This is a genomic window from Aeromonas sp. 2692-1, from assembly GCF_013085505.1.
Classification (GTDB): Bacteria; Pseudomonadota; Gammaproteobacteria; order Enterobacterales; family Aeromonadaceae; genus Aeromonas; species Aeromonas hydrophila.
The window spans coordinates 1590203-1606308 of sequence record NZ_CP038513.1 but is presented as its reverse complement, the minus strand read 5'-3'; the positions used below and the strand labels follow the sequence as shown (position 1 = coordinate 1606308).

Genomic DNA, 16106 nt, shown 5'->3' with positions numbered 1-16106 from the left:
TCCTAGCGGCTGTAGGTCGATTGCAACAGCACCCGGCTCTCGTCCGAGAGTCCGAATCCCCTTGCCGTGATGCGATAGAGGCGGCGCTCGCTGATGGGCTCGTCAACCGCCAGACTCTCGTTGCTGCCCTGGGTATAGGGCAACCGCTCGATAAAATATTCGGGGGCCCGTCCGCTCAGGCCGCTATTGGCATAGGTACGCCAGGCCGTGGAGGGAGAGGCGGGATCCACCGCCACGCTGACGAACTCATAGAGGCCGGCACTGTTGTCGTAGGGGCCTGAGCTACCCGCCTCCAGATAGCGCTCGGCAGCACGCAGCGCCGCCTCCGCCGCCTGCAGCGCCTGCTGTGACTCCTTCTGGTTGCCCGCCATCTTCTCCTGCAGCAGGGCGCTCTGCATGCTGGCCATCGCCAGCAGGCTCACCACCGCAAGAAAAATCAGGCTGATCACCAACGCCATTCCCCCTTGTCGAGCCATCATGCCTCCCTCCTCATGGCAGCCGGTTACGCAGAGCGACCGTGGTTTCGGCCACCCAGTACCAGTGATTGTCGACAGCCTGGAAGGTGGCGCCAGCAAAGCTGATGGCCTGCGGATCCGATACCACATTGCCCTGACCGCTGCGCATCAAGAGCTGAACGCCGATCCCCAGCACGTTGTCCCAGTTCGGGTTGCTGGCGGCGCTCACATAGCGATCCGCCGCCCGATCCCGGTTCTGATCCTCGCCGAAGGTCAGCTGAACATCGGTGACCCCGTCCACCAGCAGCATGCCGGCGGCCAGGCCGCTCTTGCGATACAGGGCATAGGGCGCGTTGGCAGAGGGGCGGGCGACGTAATAGATCCGGGTCTCCATCCGGCTCAATACCGAGCCGGCACCGAAACGCTCCTCGACCGGGCTGCTGGCGCCGCCCCAGGAGCTGACGGCATTGCCCGGGGTGTATTTGTTGTCGTTGGAGTGGCCGATATTGACCTCGCTGCCGCCACCTACCACCTGGGTCTGGGTGATCTGGAAGATCCGCGCCTTCTGACAGTCGGACACCATGACGATGTCCCCCTCGCACAAGTCGCTGTAGCCCTGCTTGCCGGTGCCGCAGTAGTTGGCCTTGCTGGAGAGTTGCTGCACGAACAGCTGGGCGGCGCTGTTGTTGCGAGTGACCGGTACCCCGGCGCCGGTCGGCCCCTGCACCAGCAGCACGTCGGTTCCCGCTTTGGGTTTGGGCTCGGCAGCGGTAAACAGGGCCGACAACGCCGTGGGCAGCGTGGCGGTGACATTGTCATAGCCGCGCAGATAGACGGTGAAGTTGTAGGGCAGCGCCGTACCACCGTTAAGGGTGTTGGTGATGTTGACCCCTTGCTTGCTGAGGCAACCCTGGTAGCCCACCATCCGCAGCTCCTGCTGCAGCAGGTTGACGGCAAACCGGCTGTCCTCCTGAACCCGGGCGATGGCCTCGCCGGTCAGATAGGTTTTGTGGTTGCCAAGCAGCACCTGAATGATGACCCCGACCGTCAGCAGTGACAGCAGCAGGGCGATCATCACCTCCACCAGACCGACACCGGCCTGACGCAACAAGGTGCGCCGGCCGCTCACAGATCCGTCCTCAGGGTCATGCTGCGCAGCGCAGGCTCGGTAGCCAGCCGGCTGGCATTCCACTGGATGGTGATGGTCGCCTGCCCGGCGCTGACGGCAATCGCCCCGTCACCGCCCGGCAGGCCGGTCAGCGCCTGTTTCCAGTACTGCACATCCTGTATTGCCATCGAGCTGCCGGAGACGGCCTCTCCCAATCCGACGTTGTATTGACCGAGCAGGGCCGCGCTGCGATTGGCCCGCATCATGTCGGTGATCATGTAGCCGAACTGGGTCGCTTCAGTGCGTGTGAGCGCCGATTGATTGCTTTTGAGCGCCTGCAACTGCAGGGTTGCCATGCCGAGAATGCCGATCGACAGCACCAGCACGGCAATCATGATCTCAAGCAGAGATACCCCCTGATGTCGTTTCATATGCAGCTGGTCTCCACGATGGATGGGCGCCCGGCCGGGGTGATCGTGATGTCGCGCGATGCCTCTTGGGCACACTCCGGCGGCTGCAGAGAGAACACCAGCGCCACCTGCTGACGCCCGTCGAGAAAGCCATTGCCACTGAAGCGTACCAGCGACGTATTGCTGACCAGGGTGCCAGCACCCATGTCGGGAAAGAGCCGCAGCAGTTCGCCGTTGTCGAGGGTGCCATTGCCGTTGCGATCGACCCAGATCTGCCAGCCAGATTCCCAGTGGTTCTGGGTCAGATTGCTGGCGGTTGCGGAGAGCGTGACTGCGGTATTGCGGCGAATGGCTTCGGAGCGGGCGAGGTTGATGGCGGCCACGAAGTTGTTGGCCTGGCTGGTCAGCGTCATGTTGCGCAATATCGCGCTAAAGGAGGGAACTCCCAACGTCAGCAGGATAGAGATGAGCGCAACGGTGACCATCAGCTCGATGAGGCTAAAACCTGAACGCAAAAACATCCTGTTTCGCTCTGATTTTGTCGGGGAGGCTCGTTCGCATATCCATGTGCCATCAAGCCAGATGAGAAGATCATCAGCAGTCTAGACCGCAGACCTTCGCTTGCAATTCAATCTACTCAGATCTTGGACATACATCATCAAATTTCGCTGCAATCTCACCACAAACCGGACAACAAGAGTCATAAGAATCGCCCATAAAAAAGCCACCTCACAGGAGGTGGCTCAGGCACTCATGGCACTATCCCGCACGGGATGGCTGACTCAAAGGATGCGCAGTTCCGGCGGCACCTCAAACACCACGTTCTCTTCACGACCGGGATGCTCGGCCACCACCTTGCCACCCAGCTCGCGCAGGCGCGTGATGACCGACTGTACCAGCACCTCGGGGGCGGAAGCGCCGGCGGTGACACCGATCGCCTCAACTCCCGCCAGCCAGTCGGCCTCGATCATGGAGGCGTCGTCGATGAGGTAGGCTTTGGCACCCACCTTCTCGGCCAGCTCCCGCAAGCGGTTGGAGTTGGAAGAGTTGCGCGACCCCACCACCAGCATGGCGTCCACCAGCCCCGCCATCTCCCGCACCGCGTCCTGGCGGTTCTGGGTGGCGTAGCAGATGTCGTCCTTGCGCGGCCCCTGGATCTTGGGGAAGTGGACACGCAAGGCATCGATGACGTCCGAGGTCTCGTCCACGCTGAGGGTGGTCTGGGTGACGAAGCAGAGGTCGTCCGGGTTCTTCACCTTGAGCTTGGCCACGTCTTCCGGCGTCTCCACCAGATACATGCCCCCCTCGCGATTCTCGTACTGACCCATGGTGCCGATCACCTCGGGGTGACCGGCATGACCGATGAGCACAGCCTCGGAGCCCTTGCGACTGGCGCGATGGACCTCCATGTGCACCTTGGTCACCAGCGGGCAAGTGGCATCAAACACCTTGAGGGCACGAGACTTGGCCATCTCGCGCACCGCTTTGGAGACGCCGTGGGCGGAGAAGATGACGATGCTGTCGTCCGGCACCTCATCCAGCTCTTCGACGAAGACGGCGCCCGCCTCCTTGAGCTTGTTCACCACGTAGCGGTTGTGCACCACCTCGTGACGGACATAGATGGGGGCACCAAACTTCTCCAGCGCGCTCTCGACGATGCTGATCGCCCGGTCGACACCGGCACAGAAACCACGGGGATTGGCCAGAAGAATATTCATCAGTGAACCGCTTCCTCGTCATCAACCCCCAGGATCTCCACCTCGAACGTGACGGTGTGACCGGCCAGGGGATGGTTGAAATCGACCGTCACCGACATCCCTGCCACCGCCCGGATGATACCCGGCAGCTCGCTGCCGTTGGGCTGGTCAAACAGGATGATGGTGCCGACCTTGGGCTCTACATCGGCACCGAACTTGGCGCGGTCCAGATGGTAGATGTTGTCGGGATTGGAGACGCCGAAGGCCTCTTCCGGCGCCAGCGTGAAGCTCTTGCTCTCCCCTTCGCGCAGCCCCAGCAGGCACTGCTCGAAACTGGAGGTCAGGCTGCCATCGCCCATCCGCAGGCGGGCAGGCTTGCCTTGCAGCGCAGTGCTGTCGGCCACCGAGCCATCTTCCAGCTTGATGGCGAAATGAAACAGCACGCTGCTGTCTGTCGCAATCGGCTGGCTCATGGCGTCACATCCTTCTTCTTCTCACTGCGAAAACCGTCCAGCACTATCATGGCGGCGCCGATGAAGATGAAGCTGTCCGCCAGGTTGAACGCCGGCCAGTGGGCGCGCTGCCAGTAGAAATCGAGGAAATCGACCACGTGACCCAGCACCAGCCGGTCAAACACGTTGCCGAGCGCCCCGCCGATGATCAGCGAGTAGGCGATGCCGCTCCAGCGCTGAGCGACGGACTGCTTGCGCAGCCAGTGGATCAGCAAGCCGCAGATGGCAAACGCCAGCACCGCGAAGAACCAGCGCTGCCAGCCGCCCTGATCGGCCAGGAAGCTGAAAGCCGCCCCCTTGTTGTAGACATGGACCAGGTTGAAGAAGGGGGTGATCTCCACCCCCGGGTAGCCAAATGGCAGCAGCTTGACCACGGCGAGCTTGCTCGCCTGGTCCAGTACAAAGGCCAGCACCGCCAGCCACAGCCAACGCAGGCCGCTTTTATGGTGAGTCATGTTCATCAGGCAAATTGACGAGTTTCGCCGTCACCCTCGACGTTGGTGACGCAGCGGCCACAGATCTCTTCGTGACCAGCGATGGTGCCCACGTCTTCCACATGGTGCCAGCAGCGGTCGCACTTGGCGGCGGCAGACTGGGCCACGCTCAGCCACAGGTCATCGCGCTCGGTCGCCACGGCGTCTGCCGGGGCGGCATCGACGCTAACGACTTTGGCCTTGGAGGTGAGCAGCACGAAGCGCAGCTCATCGGCCAGAGCATTCAGGCGTGCAGCCAGTGCCGGCTTGGCGAACAGGGTCAGCTCGGCCTGCAGGGAGCCACCGATACGCTTCTCGCCACGAGCCACTTCCAGCGCCTTGTTCACTTCACCGCGCACGGTGAGGATCTCGGCCCAGAAATCGTCGTTGAGGGTTTCACCCGCTTCCAGCCCGAACAGGCCGTCGTACCACTCCTCGGTGAACACGAACTCACCGCGCTCACCCGGCAGCAGCGCCCAGATCTCGTCGGCGGTGAAGCTCATGATCGGCGCCATCCAGCGCACCATGGCTTCGGCGATGTGATACAGGGCAGTCTGGCAGGAGCGACGGGCCAGGCTGTCAGCCTTGGCGGTGTACTGACGGTCCTTGATGACGTCCAGGTAGAAGGAGCCCATCTCGATGGAGCAGAACTGCATCAGCTTCTGGGTCACACCGTGGAAGTTGTACTCGTCGAACGCCGCCATGATCTCGGCCTGTACCGCTTTGGCACGACCCACGGCCCAGCGGTCCACCACCACCATGTCGGCAGGCGCCACCATATCGGTCGCCGGATTGAAGCCGTTCAGGTTGGCCAGCAGGAAGCGGGCGGTGTTGCGGATACGGCGATAGGCGTCGGCAGAGCGCTTGAGGATCTCGTCGGAGACGGTCATCTCGCCGGTGTAGTCGGTGCTGGCGACCCACAGACGCAGGATGTCGGCACCCAGCTTGTTCATTACGTCCTGCGGGCTCACCACGTTGCCGATGGACTTGGACATCTTGCGGCCCTGACCATCCACGGTGAAGCCGTGCGTCAGCACCTGGTTGTAGGGAGCCTTGTCTTTCATCGCCACACCGATCATCAGGGAGGACATGAACCAGCCGCGGTGCTGGTCAGAGCCTTCCAGATACATGTCGGCCGGGTTGCCGTTGAACTCGGGACGGGCGTCGACCACGGAGGAGTGGGTTGAACCTGAGTCAAACCAGACGTCCAGGGTATCGGGCACCTTGTCGTACAGGTCGGCATCGCTGCCCAGCAGCTCGGCCTTGTCCAGATCCCACCAGGCCTGGATGCCGGACTGTTCGACTCGCTTGGCCACTTCGTGCATCAGGCGCACCGATTCCGGGTGCAGTTCCTGGGTCTCCTTGTGGACGAACAGGGAGATGGGCACGCCCCAAGTACGCTGACGGGAGATACACCAGTCAGGACGGTTCTCGACCATCGCCTGGATGCGGTTTTTACCCCAGGCCGGCACCCAGCCGCTCTGGCCGTGCTGTTTGATGCCGTCTTGCTCGATGCGCTCGATCTCTTCCAGCGCGCGCTTGCGCAGACCCTTCTGCTCCATGCTGATGAACCACTGCGGGGTGGCACGGAAGATGATCGGGGTCTTGTGACGCCAGCAGTGCGGGTAGGAATGGTTGAACACCTTGTGGTGCAGCAGGGCGCCGCGCTCGGTCAGCACCTCGACCACGGAGGCGTTGGCCTTGAACACATGCTGGCCGGCAAACAGTTCGGTATCCGGCAGGTACACGCCGTTGCTGCCAACCGGGTTGGCCACTTCCAGACCGTACTTCTGACCTACCACGAAGTCTTCCTGACCGTGGCCAGGGGCGGTGTGCACGGCACCGGTACCGGCATCCAGGGTAACGTGGTCACCCAGCACCACCGGCACGTCGAAGCTGTAGAAGGGGTGGTTGAAGCGCAGCAGCTCGAGCGCGGCGCCCTTGGCGTAGCCCAGGTTGTGGAACTGCTCGATACCGGCGCGATCCATCACGTCCTTGACCAGCTCGGCGGCCAAGATCAGGCGCTCCGGATGCTCCCCTTCCACCTGCACCAGCGCATAGTCCAGATCGGCGTGCATGGCGATGCCGCGGTTGGCGGGCAGAGTCCACGGAGTAGTGGTCCAGATCACCGCAGAGATCGGGCCCTTGCCGGTATGGCCTTCGGCGCAGTCAAACTTGGCGGCAACACCCGCTTCGTCGACAGCCTTGAAGCGCACGTCGATGGAGGGGGAGTTCTTGTCGTAGTACTCCACTTCGGCTTCGGCCAGGGCGGAGCCACAGTCGGTACACCAGTGCACCGGCTTGGAGCCTTTGTGCAGGTGACCGTTTTCAACGATCTTGGCCATGGAGCGGATGATGTTGGCTTCGGTGCCAAAGTCCATGGTCAGGTAGGGGTGTTCCCAGTCACCCAGCACGCCCAGCCGGATGAAGTCGGTCTTCTGCGCTTCGATCTGGGTCTTGGCGTATTTGCGGCACTCGGCGCGGAACTCGGCGGCGGAGACCTTCTCGCCCGGCTTGCCGACCATGCCTTCCACTTTCAGTTCGATGGGCAGACCGTGGCAATCCCAGCCCGGCACATAGGGGGAGTCGAAACCGGAGAGGCCCTTGGACTTGATGATGATGTCTTTGAGGATCTTGTTGACCGAGTGACCGATGTGAATGCTGCCGTTCGCATAGGGGGGGCCATCGTGCAGAATGAACGAAGGCTTGCCCGCTTTGGCGCGGCGAATGGCGCCGTAAAGATCCTGATCGTACCAACGTTTCAGCATGTTGGGTTCGCGCTTGGCCAGATCGCCACGCATCGGAAACTCGGTTTCCGGAAGATTCAGGGTGTGTTTATAGTCGCTCATCAGTCCTGGGTTCCCTTCTTTTCTAAAAGAGTGCTGGGTAAATGGAGTAGTGGCAGCCCGAACCAGGCTCGGGCCGCCAGGGCATCTCGTTCGATCTGCTCTTTCAAGGCGGTGAAAGAGGCAAACTTCTGCTCTTCGCGCAGCTTGTGGCGAAGCAGCACCTTGACCTGTTGACCATATAGGTCGCCAGAAAAATCAAATAGATGTACTTCCAATCTGGCTTGTGTACCGCTCAAGGTCGGCCGTACACCCACATTGGCGACACCGGGGAAGGTCTTGCCGGAACATAACACTTCCACCGCGAACACGCCACCGACCGGGATCACCTGACGCTTGAGGGCCAGATTGGCGGTGGGAAAACCTATGGTGCGGCCCAGCTTGTCGCCGTGGGCCACCCGGCCGCTGATGGTATAGGGACGGCCGAGCATCAGCTCCACCTCCGCCATGCGACCGGCCGCGAGGGCCTCGCGCACTAGCGTGCTGCTGACCCGCTGACGGGACAACTGGAAGCTCTGGGTGCTGATCACCTCGAAACCGAAGCGCCGGCCAGCCTCTTCCAGCAGGTGGAAGTCCCCTTCCCGCCCCTTGCCGAAACGAAAATCGTCGCCCACTACCAGATAGTGCACGCCGAGTTTCTCCACCAGCAGTTGCTCGATGAAGGTGGTGGCGGACTGCTCGGCGAAGCGATGGTTGAAGCGCACGCAGAGCATGCGATCAATCTGCATCCCCTTGAGCGCTTCATACTTCTCCCGCAGGCGGCTGAGGCGAGCCGGCGCCGCAGCCCCGGCAAACAGCTCCAGCGGCTGCGGTTCAAACAGCATGACGCAGGCTGGCAGGCCCAGTTGGGCTGCTTTTTCCTGCAGGCGAGACAGCACGGCATGATGACCCTGATGAACCCCATCAAAGTTGCCAATGGTCAATACACACCCCCGGTGACGGGGCTTGATATTGTGAATACCGCGGATAAGCTCCATCAATGCCTTGTGCGTCGCTGCTATGAAAATCGCCGGATTATATATCAGGCGGCACTCGGGGTCAGCCCTGTTGCTGACCCGATTTCAGCCATCCAGCCCTGATTGCTGGCTCAGGCGGGACTTCCGCCATAGTGCGCCGACTCAATCATCCCGCCCTGCTCTCAGATCTTTTGGCCGAATGCCCAGCGCCAGCAAGACACCGGCATAGATGGCGCCCCCCAGCACCAGCAGCATGGTCAACTGCATGCTCGCCTTGCTCATGTGCCAGGCGCCCCATTGGGCCAGATCCGGCGAGAGGTAGAGGAGCACGCCCCCCATCAGCAGACTTGCGGTCAGCAGCTTGAGGCAGAATACCCCGGTGTGGCGGGAGGGCCGGTAGACGTTCTGCTGATGGAGCCCCTTGAACAACAGGGCCGCGTTCAGCGTGCCCGAGCAGGCAGTCGACAGCGCCAGCCCCACGTAACCGAGCGGATAGATGAAGATGAGGTTGCAGGCCATGTTGGCCGCCATCGACATCATCCCGATCCGCACCGGAGTGCGGGTATCCTGGCGAGCGTAGTAGCCGGGGGCCAGCACCTTGATCAGCATCAGCGACAGCAGGCCCGTGGTGGATGCCAGCAGGCTGGCGCTGGACATGCTCACCTCGTGCAAGCCGAACTCGCCGCGCATGAACAGCACCCGCAGAATGGGTTCGCGCAGCACGGCGATCCCTACCATGGCGGGCAGGCCGAGCAGCATTACCATCCGTACCCCCCAGTCCATGGTGCGGGAGAAGTCGGCCGGATCGGCATCCACGTGCTTCTTGGCCAGCGCCGGCAGGATAACGGTGCTGATGGCGACACCAAACATGCCGAGCGGGAACTCCAGCAGTCGGTCCGAGTAATAGAGATAGCTGATGGCGCCGGTCGCCAGGAACGAGGCGAGCATGGTGTTGACCAGCAGGTTGATCTGGCTGACCGACACCCCGAACAGCGCCGGGATCATCAGAGTGCGGATCTTCACCACCCCCGGATGGTGCCAACCCCACTTGGGCCACACCAGCATGTTGATCTGGCGCAGGAACGGGAACTGGAACAGGAACTGCACCAGACCACCGAGGAAGACACCGATGGCCAGCGCCAGCTCGGGGTCGTCCAGCCAGGGCGAGATCCACCAGGCGGCGGCAATCATGGTGATGTTGAGAAAGATCGGCGTGAAGGAGGAAACCCCGAAGCGGCCGAAGGTATTGAGGATGGCTCCCGCCATGGCGGTAAAGGTGATGAACCAGAGATAGGGGAAGGTGATCTTGAGCATCAGGCTCGCCATCTCGAACTTCTCGGCCGCCGGCCCGCCGTGCAACCAGTCCCAGAACCAGCCCCAGCCGAACAGGGCGGTCAGTACCCCGGAGCCCAACACCCCGAGCAGGGTGACCACAGTAACGATCCCCCCGAGAGTGCCCGCCACTGCGGCCAGCAACTCGCGCACTTCGCTCTCGTCGCCCTTTTTCTTGTACTCCGTCATCACGGGAACAAAGGCCTGGTTGAAGGCACCTTCGGCGAACAGGCGACGCAGAAAGTTGGGAATGCGGTTGGCAAAGAAGAAGACGTCTGCGGCCACCCCGGCACCGAGCAGATTTGCGATGACCACATCGCGCACCAAGCCCATCACGCGGGACGCCAACGTCATTCCGGACACTATCATGCCGGATTTGATCAATTTCTTACTCAAGACGAGGCCTCTGGAACTGTCGGAAAGAAAAGAATGCTGTTAGAATCGGCCGACAGTTTAACCGTCTCCCATCTGACACACCACCGGGGGGCGGTGTTTATTTGCACAAATCATTTGACAATATGTGGTTGAGAAGGCATATTTCCGGGCCTTTTCAATACACTCGCTAAGACAGTTTTAGGAGTTTTACCTTGGCTAACATCAAATCTGCTAAGAAGCGCGCTCTTCAGTCAGAGAAACGTCGTCAGCACAACGCCAGCCGTCGTTCCATGACCCGTACCTACCTGAAGAAAGTCATCGCTGCCATCGCCTCTGGCGACAAGGCTGCCGCGACTGCCGCTTTCGCTGTTGCTCAGCCGATCATGGATCGTATGGCGACCAAAGGCCTGATCCACAAGAACAAAGCTGCTCGTCACAAGAGCCGCCTGTCTGCCCAGATCAAAGCTATGGCTTAATTCAGCATCTGCTGAACAAAGCTAAAAAAACCGGCCTTCGTGCCGGTTTTTTATTTCTGTTCGCTGCAGTACAACTTGTGCAGCAATCCTATCATCTCGCGCACCTCGTGGCTGCGCAGCGAATAGTAGACCGTCTGGGCCTCCTTGCGCGTCTCCACCAGTTCATCCCGTCGCAACACAGCCAGATGCTGTGACAACGCCGACTGGCTCAAACCCAGCCGTTCGTTGAGCTCGCCCACCGACAGCTCCCGCTCCAGCAGCTGACACAGGATAAACAAGCGCCGCTCGTTGGCCAGCGCCTTGAGCAGAGCGACCGCCCGGCTTGCATTTGCCTCCATCTCTTCCAGTTGCATCTCATTCCCTCTCGTTCGAGGCAAGAATCATACTCTGTGGCCCGTCGATTTAAAATGACAGGGTTGCCGGTTGAATCGTGGTGAAATCCTCCTGACCGGCAAACAGAAAGGAGAAATCGCTCTCGCATACCCGTTTTACCGCCGGATGCTGGATCATCCGTTCGGCGAAGATGACGTAGTACTCCTCCATCAGATCCTGGGTCTCCCCCAGCAGCATCACCTCTTCTCCTTCCAGGATCTCCTCCCGATAGATGGTAGGAGCCATGAAGATACCCTGGTTGAAGAAGCCGAACGCCTTCATCAGGGCCGCATCGTCAAACTCGCCGAGGATGCTGGGCGATACCCCCTGCTGCTCGAACCACTGGGTCAGCTGGCGACCCATGGCAGTGCGCCGACCCGGGATCAGCAGCTTGCGCTCCTCCAGACAGGCCGGAAAAGGCAGCGACGGCAGTGGCGCCTTGCAGAAGAAGCTGACCCCGCAGCCACCGAGCCGCTTGGAGAGCAGGCCGGCGTGCTGGCTGGAGTCCACCGGGCAGTCCGACAGGATCATGTCGAGCTTGTGTTCGCTCAGCTGTTCCAGCAGCAGCTCGTGGGTCGATTCGAAGCAGCGCAGGTGGATAGAGCCGTCGTTGGGGATGACGGAGAGCAGTACCCGGCTGGCAAGGCGTTTGGAGAGCGCATCGGCGATGCCGACGTCAAACAGGATCTGGCTCTCCTTGCGGTAGTTGACGATATCCAGCATCTCGTAGGAGAGGCTGAACATCTTGTCGGCATAGCGAAACACCAGCTGACCCAGCTCGGTCGCCTCGAGGGAACGCCCTTTGCGCATCAGCAGCTTGCCGCCCAGGCGCTGCTCCAGCAGCTTGATCTGGCCGGTGACGGTCTGCGGCGTCAAGAAGAGGGCTTCCGCCGCTTGCGTGACGGAGCCCTTCTTCTGAGTCATCCAAAAATAGTAGAGATGGTTGTAGTTAATGTGTGACATAGTACCGCAATCCCATGATATTCAATGAATCGTAAGGGTTATAAAGTGGCACTAGAGGCCATAATCAGAAGTTGCGCCGCCATTTTGCCGCCACTTCTCCAGCGGGTTTAGCCTGGCCGCCTCCTCCAGATGGTCGGGGGCGAAGTGGGCATAGCGCATCGTGTCACGGATGTTCGCATGACCCAGTATTTTCTGAAGAACCAGAATGTTGCCGCCGTTCATCATGAAGTGGCTGGCAAAGGTATGCCGCAAAACATGGGTGAGCTGCCCTTCCGGCAACTCGATCCCCGTCGTCTTCAACGCCCGCCCGAAATCCAGATAGCAGGGAGTAAACAAGCTCCCACCTCTCACTCCAGACATCAACTCATCGTAAAGCACCGGGCTGATCGGCACCGTCCGGTTTTTATTGCCCTTGGTGTTGGTATAGGTGATCCGGTACGGGGTCACCTGCGAGGTGGTCAGTGCCTCAGCCTCTCGCCAACGTGCACCAGTCGCCAAACAGATCTTGATGATGAGAGCCAAGTCTGGGTTGGGGTACTGCTGGGCAGAATGGAGGAGTTCGGCAATCTGCCCCGGCAGTAAGAAGGTCATCTCAGAGTCGGGCGTCTTGATGCTTGTCGTCATTTGCAACGGGTGAGCATGTTGCCACTCCCCCAACCGGATAAGCTCACCAAACACGGCTTTGAGAAACGCCAGCTCCTGATTGACAGTTCGTGCGGTGATCGCCTTCTTGGCTCCAACATTCCAACCGTTGTCTATCTCACCGGCCATTCGCTTGGCCCGATAGTGCGCCCACATCGAGGGGGTGATGTCGATCGCCTTGGGGTTGCCCATTCCGTTGCAGATGATCTGCAACTTGGCCAAGCGAACCTCACTGCGTTTTAGGGTCTGGCCGTGCAACTTGTACCAGAGGCCGATTAGCTCCTGCAGGGTACGATGCTCCTTCGCATCCTTCCCAAGCCAGGGCTTGGCCTGATGCTCATCCAGAATAAATCGTTCCCAAGCCAGCGCCTCGCCTTTGGTGACGAAGCGCTTGCGTTTGCGGGGCCCATTTCGGCCACCAGGGTATATTTCTGACAGCCAGGGTTTTGTCTTGTGATCTGTTCTACGAACAGTCACGGCGGCGTCACTCCAGAGGGGGGCTCGAATTTGAGCCTATAACCCTGCTTGGGATGGGAAGGCGTATGTGGGAAAGCCAACTCAAGTATCCCTTCTTTTACCATTGGCGTCAGATAATTCCGACGCAGAGGTAACGGACTTCTTCCTAGCAGAGCGCTGAGATCTGCGATCGTTAAATAACCCCACGAACACATACGAACAATCACATCTCTAGTCTCAGCTTCAGTCGCCTTACGTTTAGGAATTTCACGGAAGTTTGCCGCAATACTTTCAATGACCGGCCAGGCTATCTCATCAAAAGTCATATTTTCTGGATCAAACTCCTGACTTCTATCATGACTGAGCTCATGACCGAGCTCATGACCGAGCTCATGACCGAGCTCATGACTGAGCTCATGACCGAGCTCATGACCGAGCTCATGACCAAGCTCATGACCGAGCTCATCATGGCCATTCTGACTATCAACTTTATCTTTAATACTCAGAGGGTTGCGGATAAATGTGCTATCAATAAACTCCTGCCCTGACGCATCATCAGGCGTCAGCAACTGCACATCAGGCAAATGGTAGACTTTGCTCTTATGGCTCCCTTTCGATGCCAGCAGTCCTTGGCGCTCCAACTTGTAAAGTGTCACCGTTACATGCCGAGGGTGCTCCTCAGTCACTTCACAGACCCGCTCGTGGTTTAACCAACCATCAACAGCCGCATAGTAAAGAATCAGTATTTCCAGGGCGGACATCGACGCAACATCAGCATCTAGTCTCGCCGATAGCTGCGCCATCATCTCTTGCGGAATGATGTCAGCCATATGCAGTTCAAGCAGGGTCTGCTCCGGATTCTCCACTTCCCGCAATCTGGGTTGTGTCCAACGATTGCTTTTCCAGCCACTGAAAATCTTCGGAATACCTGAGCCAGCCCGCTCTCCAAGACCAATCATCAGAAACATCTGATGCATAATCCTGTTGCGGCAATCACTATGACTACCCTGCAAGGCAAGCTCATGCGGAATCCTCATCAAGCCAGGATTCCTGAAACCAAACATATCGGGCCGTTTGACGATCAAGACAGACACATTCGCTGAGTAGTCCGCATGCACAAGGGTATTGACTAGCGCTTCACGCAACGCGACATGCACTGGGCTGTCCTCAAGGCGTTGACCTTCCGACAGCGTGAACTGTACTTTCAGGTCAGCAATGAGCTTGCGGTACACCCTCCGGTAAAAATCGAAGATATTGCCTGACCAGCTACCATCCGGAAATATCCTGTCTATCCAGCGCCGCTCCGCCTTTGCCTCTGGCCGTTCCTGGTAGTCGACCACATAGTGAGGTACCCCCTCTTGGATGGCCTCCCACTGCCCAAACATCAATAAACCAGCGAGGGTAATCCCCTCTTCACCAGTTTCTCGATCCTTACGCCAGCCCCGTAGTTTCTTAACCAAGTCGAAAGGTGCGAGGTCCAGCCAAGGGTGCCCAGGCTTAGCTGCGGAAAAGAGATTCCGATAGGCCCCGATGCTATCCAAATCCAGATCATCAAAAGTGAATCCTTTGAGAATTCTGGCGTCCCGTTCATCTTCGAGCTGCTCAGCCACCATCCGCTTAATGGTTTCTTGATCGCACGCCCTGTCCCCGTCATACAGCCGCCGGTAAGTCCCAGCGTAAAGATTATTGTTGATAAAGACCGGTTTTTGCTTTCTGGCTGCGGCTGGGATGTTAATACGCAGTATCTGCTTGCCATCTTTGAGCAAGGTGACTACGTCATCCTCCGTCAAGAGGTTGATACTGACTTTGGCGGGGTTGTTTAGTTGGCTAAATAGTTCTTGCTTTACCTTTTCAATATTTTCAATACCGGCAACAGAGAACTGCCCCTTGTTCTCGCTCACACCCAGCAGCACCACTCCGCCCCTGGCGTTCGCCATCCCGCTGTAAGTACTCCAAAAGTCCTTGGGTAGCTGGCCCTTCCCCTCAGCTCCTTGCGCCAGCTTGCACTCTAACTCACAGCTTTCGGCCAGTGTGTCAAAGTCCAGTTCACATTCATCTTGTGGGTGCTCTCTGTCCATCAGAACTTCTTCCCAGCCCAGACCACCCGGCCAACCACATGCAGGTCCGCCCGTTGCTCCTTGGTGAAGTCCCATGACTGGTAGGTGGGGTTGTCACTGACCACTTTCACGTCGCCCAGGGGGGAGAACTGCAGGCGCTTCACGAACAGCCCGCCTTCCATCCGAATCACATGCAGCCCATCCCTCGGCGCATCGCCGTTGGCCAGGTGCAGCAGGATGATGTCGTTATCAGAGATGGTGGGCTCCATGCTGTCGCCCTTCGCCCGGATCACCGCCAACCGATCCGGCTTTAACCCTTCCTTTCTCAGCCACTCGGTTCGGAATGCCATTGGTTCAGACTTCTGCTCGTCGCTGACAACCTGGCCATGCCCAGCCGATGCAAACACCTGGTAACTGTCGATAAAGGTGAAGTCGTCATTGGCCCCCATTAGTGGGCTTGGGGTGGTTTCGATCCTCGACACCTGGGGATGATAGCCAGCCGCCGCTTCTCGGGCTTCTTGAACTGATTGCCCTGATGAGGGGATGGCAGTAGCCCCGGCCAGGATGCGCTCCCAGTCATCACCGCAGGCCAGCCACCGGAGATCTACTCCAGCAGCCACCGCCATGGCAATAAACCGCTCCACATTCGGCAGGGCTTCCAGTCGCTCGTATTTGAGAATCGATGAGTCAGACATCCCTGATCTGATAGCAAAAGAGCGCCGAGACTCATTACCTCGAATCTGGATGAGCCGTTCAGCAAACGCTTTTGCATCAAACATATGCAGATTTAGCTCGTCCATTGGTTACCACCTCTTGGGGGAATGATGGGAAATAACCCACGCATGTTGTTGACATATGGTTGTGTCCAGCTCATATTGTGCCTACCAAGGTTTGCTGCTGTCGAAAAATTCAAACCATGGTTGGCAGTAATAACGCCCAACTAGGGCCAATAAGCATCAATGTAAGCGATGAGGCG

17 protein-coding genes are annotated in these 16106 nt (G+C 59.2%); 2 read left to right on the top strand and 15 right to left on the bottom strand.

Annotated features, from left to right (window positions below):
• Positions 1-2: 2 nt before the first annotated feature.
• The 9 genes from E5E97_RS07915 to ribF form a co-directional block, all read right to left on the bottom strand.
• The gene (locus E5E97_RS07915; protein WP_011704650.1) at positions 3-479 is read right to left on the bottom strand and encodes a PilX N-terminal domain-containing pilus assembly protein; all 477 of its coding nucleotides are present in this window, start codon (positions 477-479) and stop codon (positions 3-5) included.
• Between the two features lie 10 nt (positions 480-489).
• A complete protein-coding gene (locus E5E97_RS07910) occupies positions 490-1584 on the bottom strand; it encodes a PilW family protein (RefSeq protein ID WP_124253181.1) in 1095 nt (364 codons plus the stop codon).
• Positions 1581-1994: a type IVa pilus pseudopilin TppB gene (gene tppB, locus E5E97_RS07905; protein ID WP_011704648.1), complete on the bottom strand. Its 414-nt coding sequence runs from the start codon at positions 1992-1994 to the stop codon at positions 1581-1583. The genes E5E97_RS07910 and tppB overlap by 4 nt, the downstream gene beginning before the upstream one ends.
• A complete protein-coding gene (gene tppE / locus E5E97_RS07900) occupies positions 1991-2494 on the bottom strand; it encodes a type IVa pilus pseudopilin TppE (protein WP_011704647.1) in 504 nt (167 codons plus the stop codon). The genes tppB and tppE overlap by 4 nt, the downstream gene beginning before the upstream one ends.
• 261 nt (positions 2495-2755) lie before the next feature.
• Positions 2756-3691: a 4-hydroxy-3-methylbut-2-enyl diphosphate reductase gene (gene ispH, locus E5E97_RS07895; protein WP_029301961.1), complete on the bottom strand. Its 936-nt coding sequence runs from the start codon at positions 3689-3691 to the stop codon at positions 2756-2758.
• A complete protein-coding gene (gene fkpB / locus E5E97_RS07890) occupies positions 3691-4143 on the bottom strand; it encodes an FKBP-type peptidyl-prolyl cis-trans isomerase (protein ID WP_171280120.1) in 453 nt (150 codons plus the stop codon). The genes ispH and fkpB overlap by 1 nt, the downstream gene beginning before the upstream one ends.
• Positions 4140-4643 carry a signal peptidase II gene (gene lspA, locus E5E97_RS07885; protein WP_011704644.1) on the bottom strand — a complete coding sequence of 168 codons (504 nt, stop codon included), beginning with the start codon at positions 4641-4643 and terminating at the stop codon, positions 4140-4142. Before lspA ends, fkpB begins: the two co-directional genes overlap by 4 nt.
• The gene (gene ileS / locus E5E97_RS07880; protein WP_044799149.1) at positions 4643-7504 is read right to left on the bottom strand and encodes an isoleucine--tRNA ligase; all 2862 of its coding nucleotides are present in this window, start codon (positions 7502-7504) and stop codon (positions 4643-4645) included. The genes lspA and ileS overlap by 1 nt, the downstream gene beginning before the upstream one ends.
• Positions 7504-8478: a bifunctional riboflavin kinase/FAD synthetase gene (ribF, locus tag E5E97_RS07875; RefSeq protein WP_017409028.1), complete on the bottom strand. Its 975-nt coding sequence runs from the start codon at positions 8476-8478 to the stop codon at positions 7504-7506. The genes ileS and ribF overlap by 1 nt, the downstream gene beginning before the upstream one ends.
• Between ribF and E5E97_RS07870 the strand changes: the two genes are divergently transcribed.
• Positions 8383-8580, top strand: coding sequence for a hypothetical protein (locus E5E97_RS07870; protein ID WP_162901756.1), 198 nt, complete (start codon positions 8383-8385; stop codon positions 8578-8580). The genes ribF and E5E97_RS07870 overlap by 96 nt on opposite strands.
• A 39-nt stretch (positions 8581-8619) precedes the next feature.
• Here E5E97_RS07870 and murJ read toward each other — a convergent pair whose 3' ends face one another.
• Complete coding sequence (murJ, locus tag E5E97_RS07865; protein WP_016349424.1) at positions 8620-10185, bottom strand: murein biosynthesis integral membrane protein MurJ; 1566 nt, start codon at positions 10183-10185, stop codon at positions 8620-8622.
• Between the two features lie 191 nt (positions 10186-10376).
• Here murJ and rpsT point away from each other — a divergent pair, with 191 nt between their 5' ends.
• The gene (rpsT, locus tag E5E97_RS07860; RefSeq protein ID WP_005308808.1) at positions 10377-10640 is read left to right on the top strand and encodes a 30S ribosomal protein S20; all 264 of its coding nucleotides are present in this window, start codon (positions 10377-10379) and stop codon (positions 10638-10640) included.
• Positions 10641-10690: 50 nt separating this feature from the next.
• Here the strand turns inward: rpsT and E5E97_RS07855 are convergent, their stop codons facing one another.
• The 5 genes from E5E97_RS07855 to E5E97_RS23480 are packed head-to-tail and all read right to left on the bottom strand — an operon-like array spanning position 10691 to position 15930.
• Positions 10691-10993, bottom strand: coding sequence for a metalloregulator ArsR/SmtB family transcription factor (locus E5E97_RS07855; protein ID WP_016349423.1), 303 nt, complete (start codon positions 10991-10993; stop codon positions 10691-10693).
• A 49-nt stretch (positions 10994-11042) separates the two neighbouring features.
• On the bottom strand, positions 11043-11975 hold the full coding sequence (gene nhaR, locus E5E97_RS07850; RefSeq protein ID WP_171280119.1) for a transcriptional activator NhaR: 933 nt from the start codon (positions 11973-11975) through the stop codon (positions 11043-11045).
• Positions 11976-12026: 51 nt separating this feature from the next.
• Complete coding sequence (locus tag E5E97_RS07845; RefSeq protein ID WP_171280118.1) at positions 12027-13094, bottom strand: tyrosine-type recombinase/integrase; 1068 nt, start codon at positions 13092-13094, stop codon at positions 12027-12029.
• Positions 13091-15151, bottom strand: a complete 2061-nt coding sequence (locus tag E5E97_RS07840; RefSeq protein WP_171280117.1) for an RNA-binding domain-containing protein — start codon at positions 15149-15151, stop codon at positions 13091-13093. Before E5E97_RS07840 ends, E5E97_RS07845 begins: the two co-directional genes overlap by 4 nt.
• The gene (locus E5E97_RS23480) at positions 15151-15930 is read right to left on the bottom strand and encodes a LexA family transcriptional regulator (RefSeq protein ID WP_253265144.1); all 780 of its coding nucleotides are present in this window, start codon (positions 15928-15930) and stop codon (positions 15151-15153) included. Before E5E97_RS23480 ends, E5E97_RS07840 begins: the two co-directional genes overlap by 1 nt.
• Positions 15931-16106: the final 176 nt, after the last annotated feature.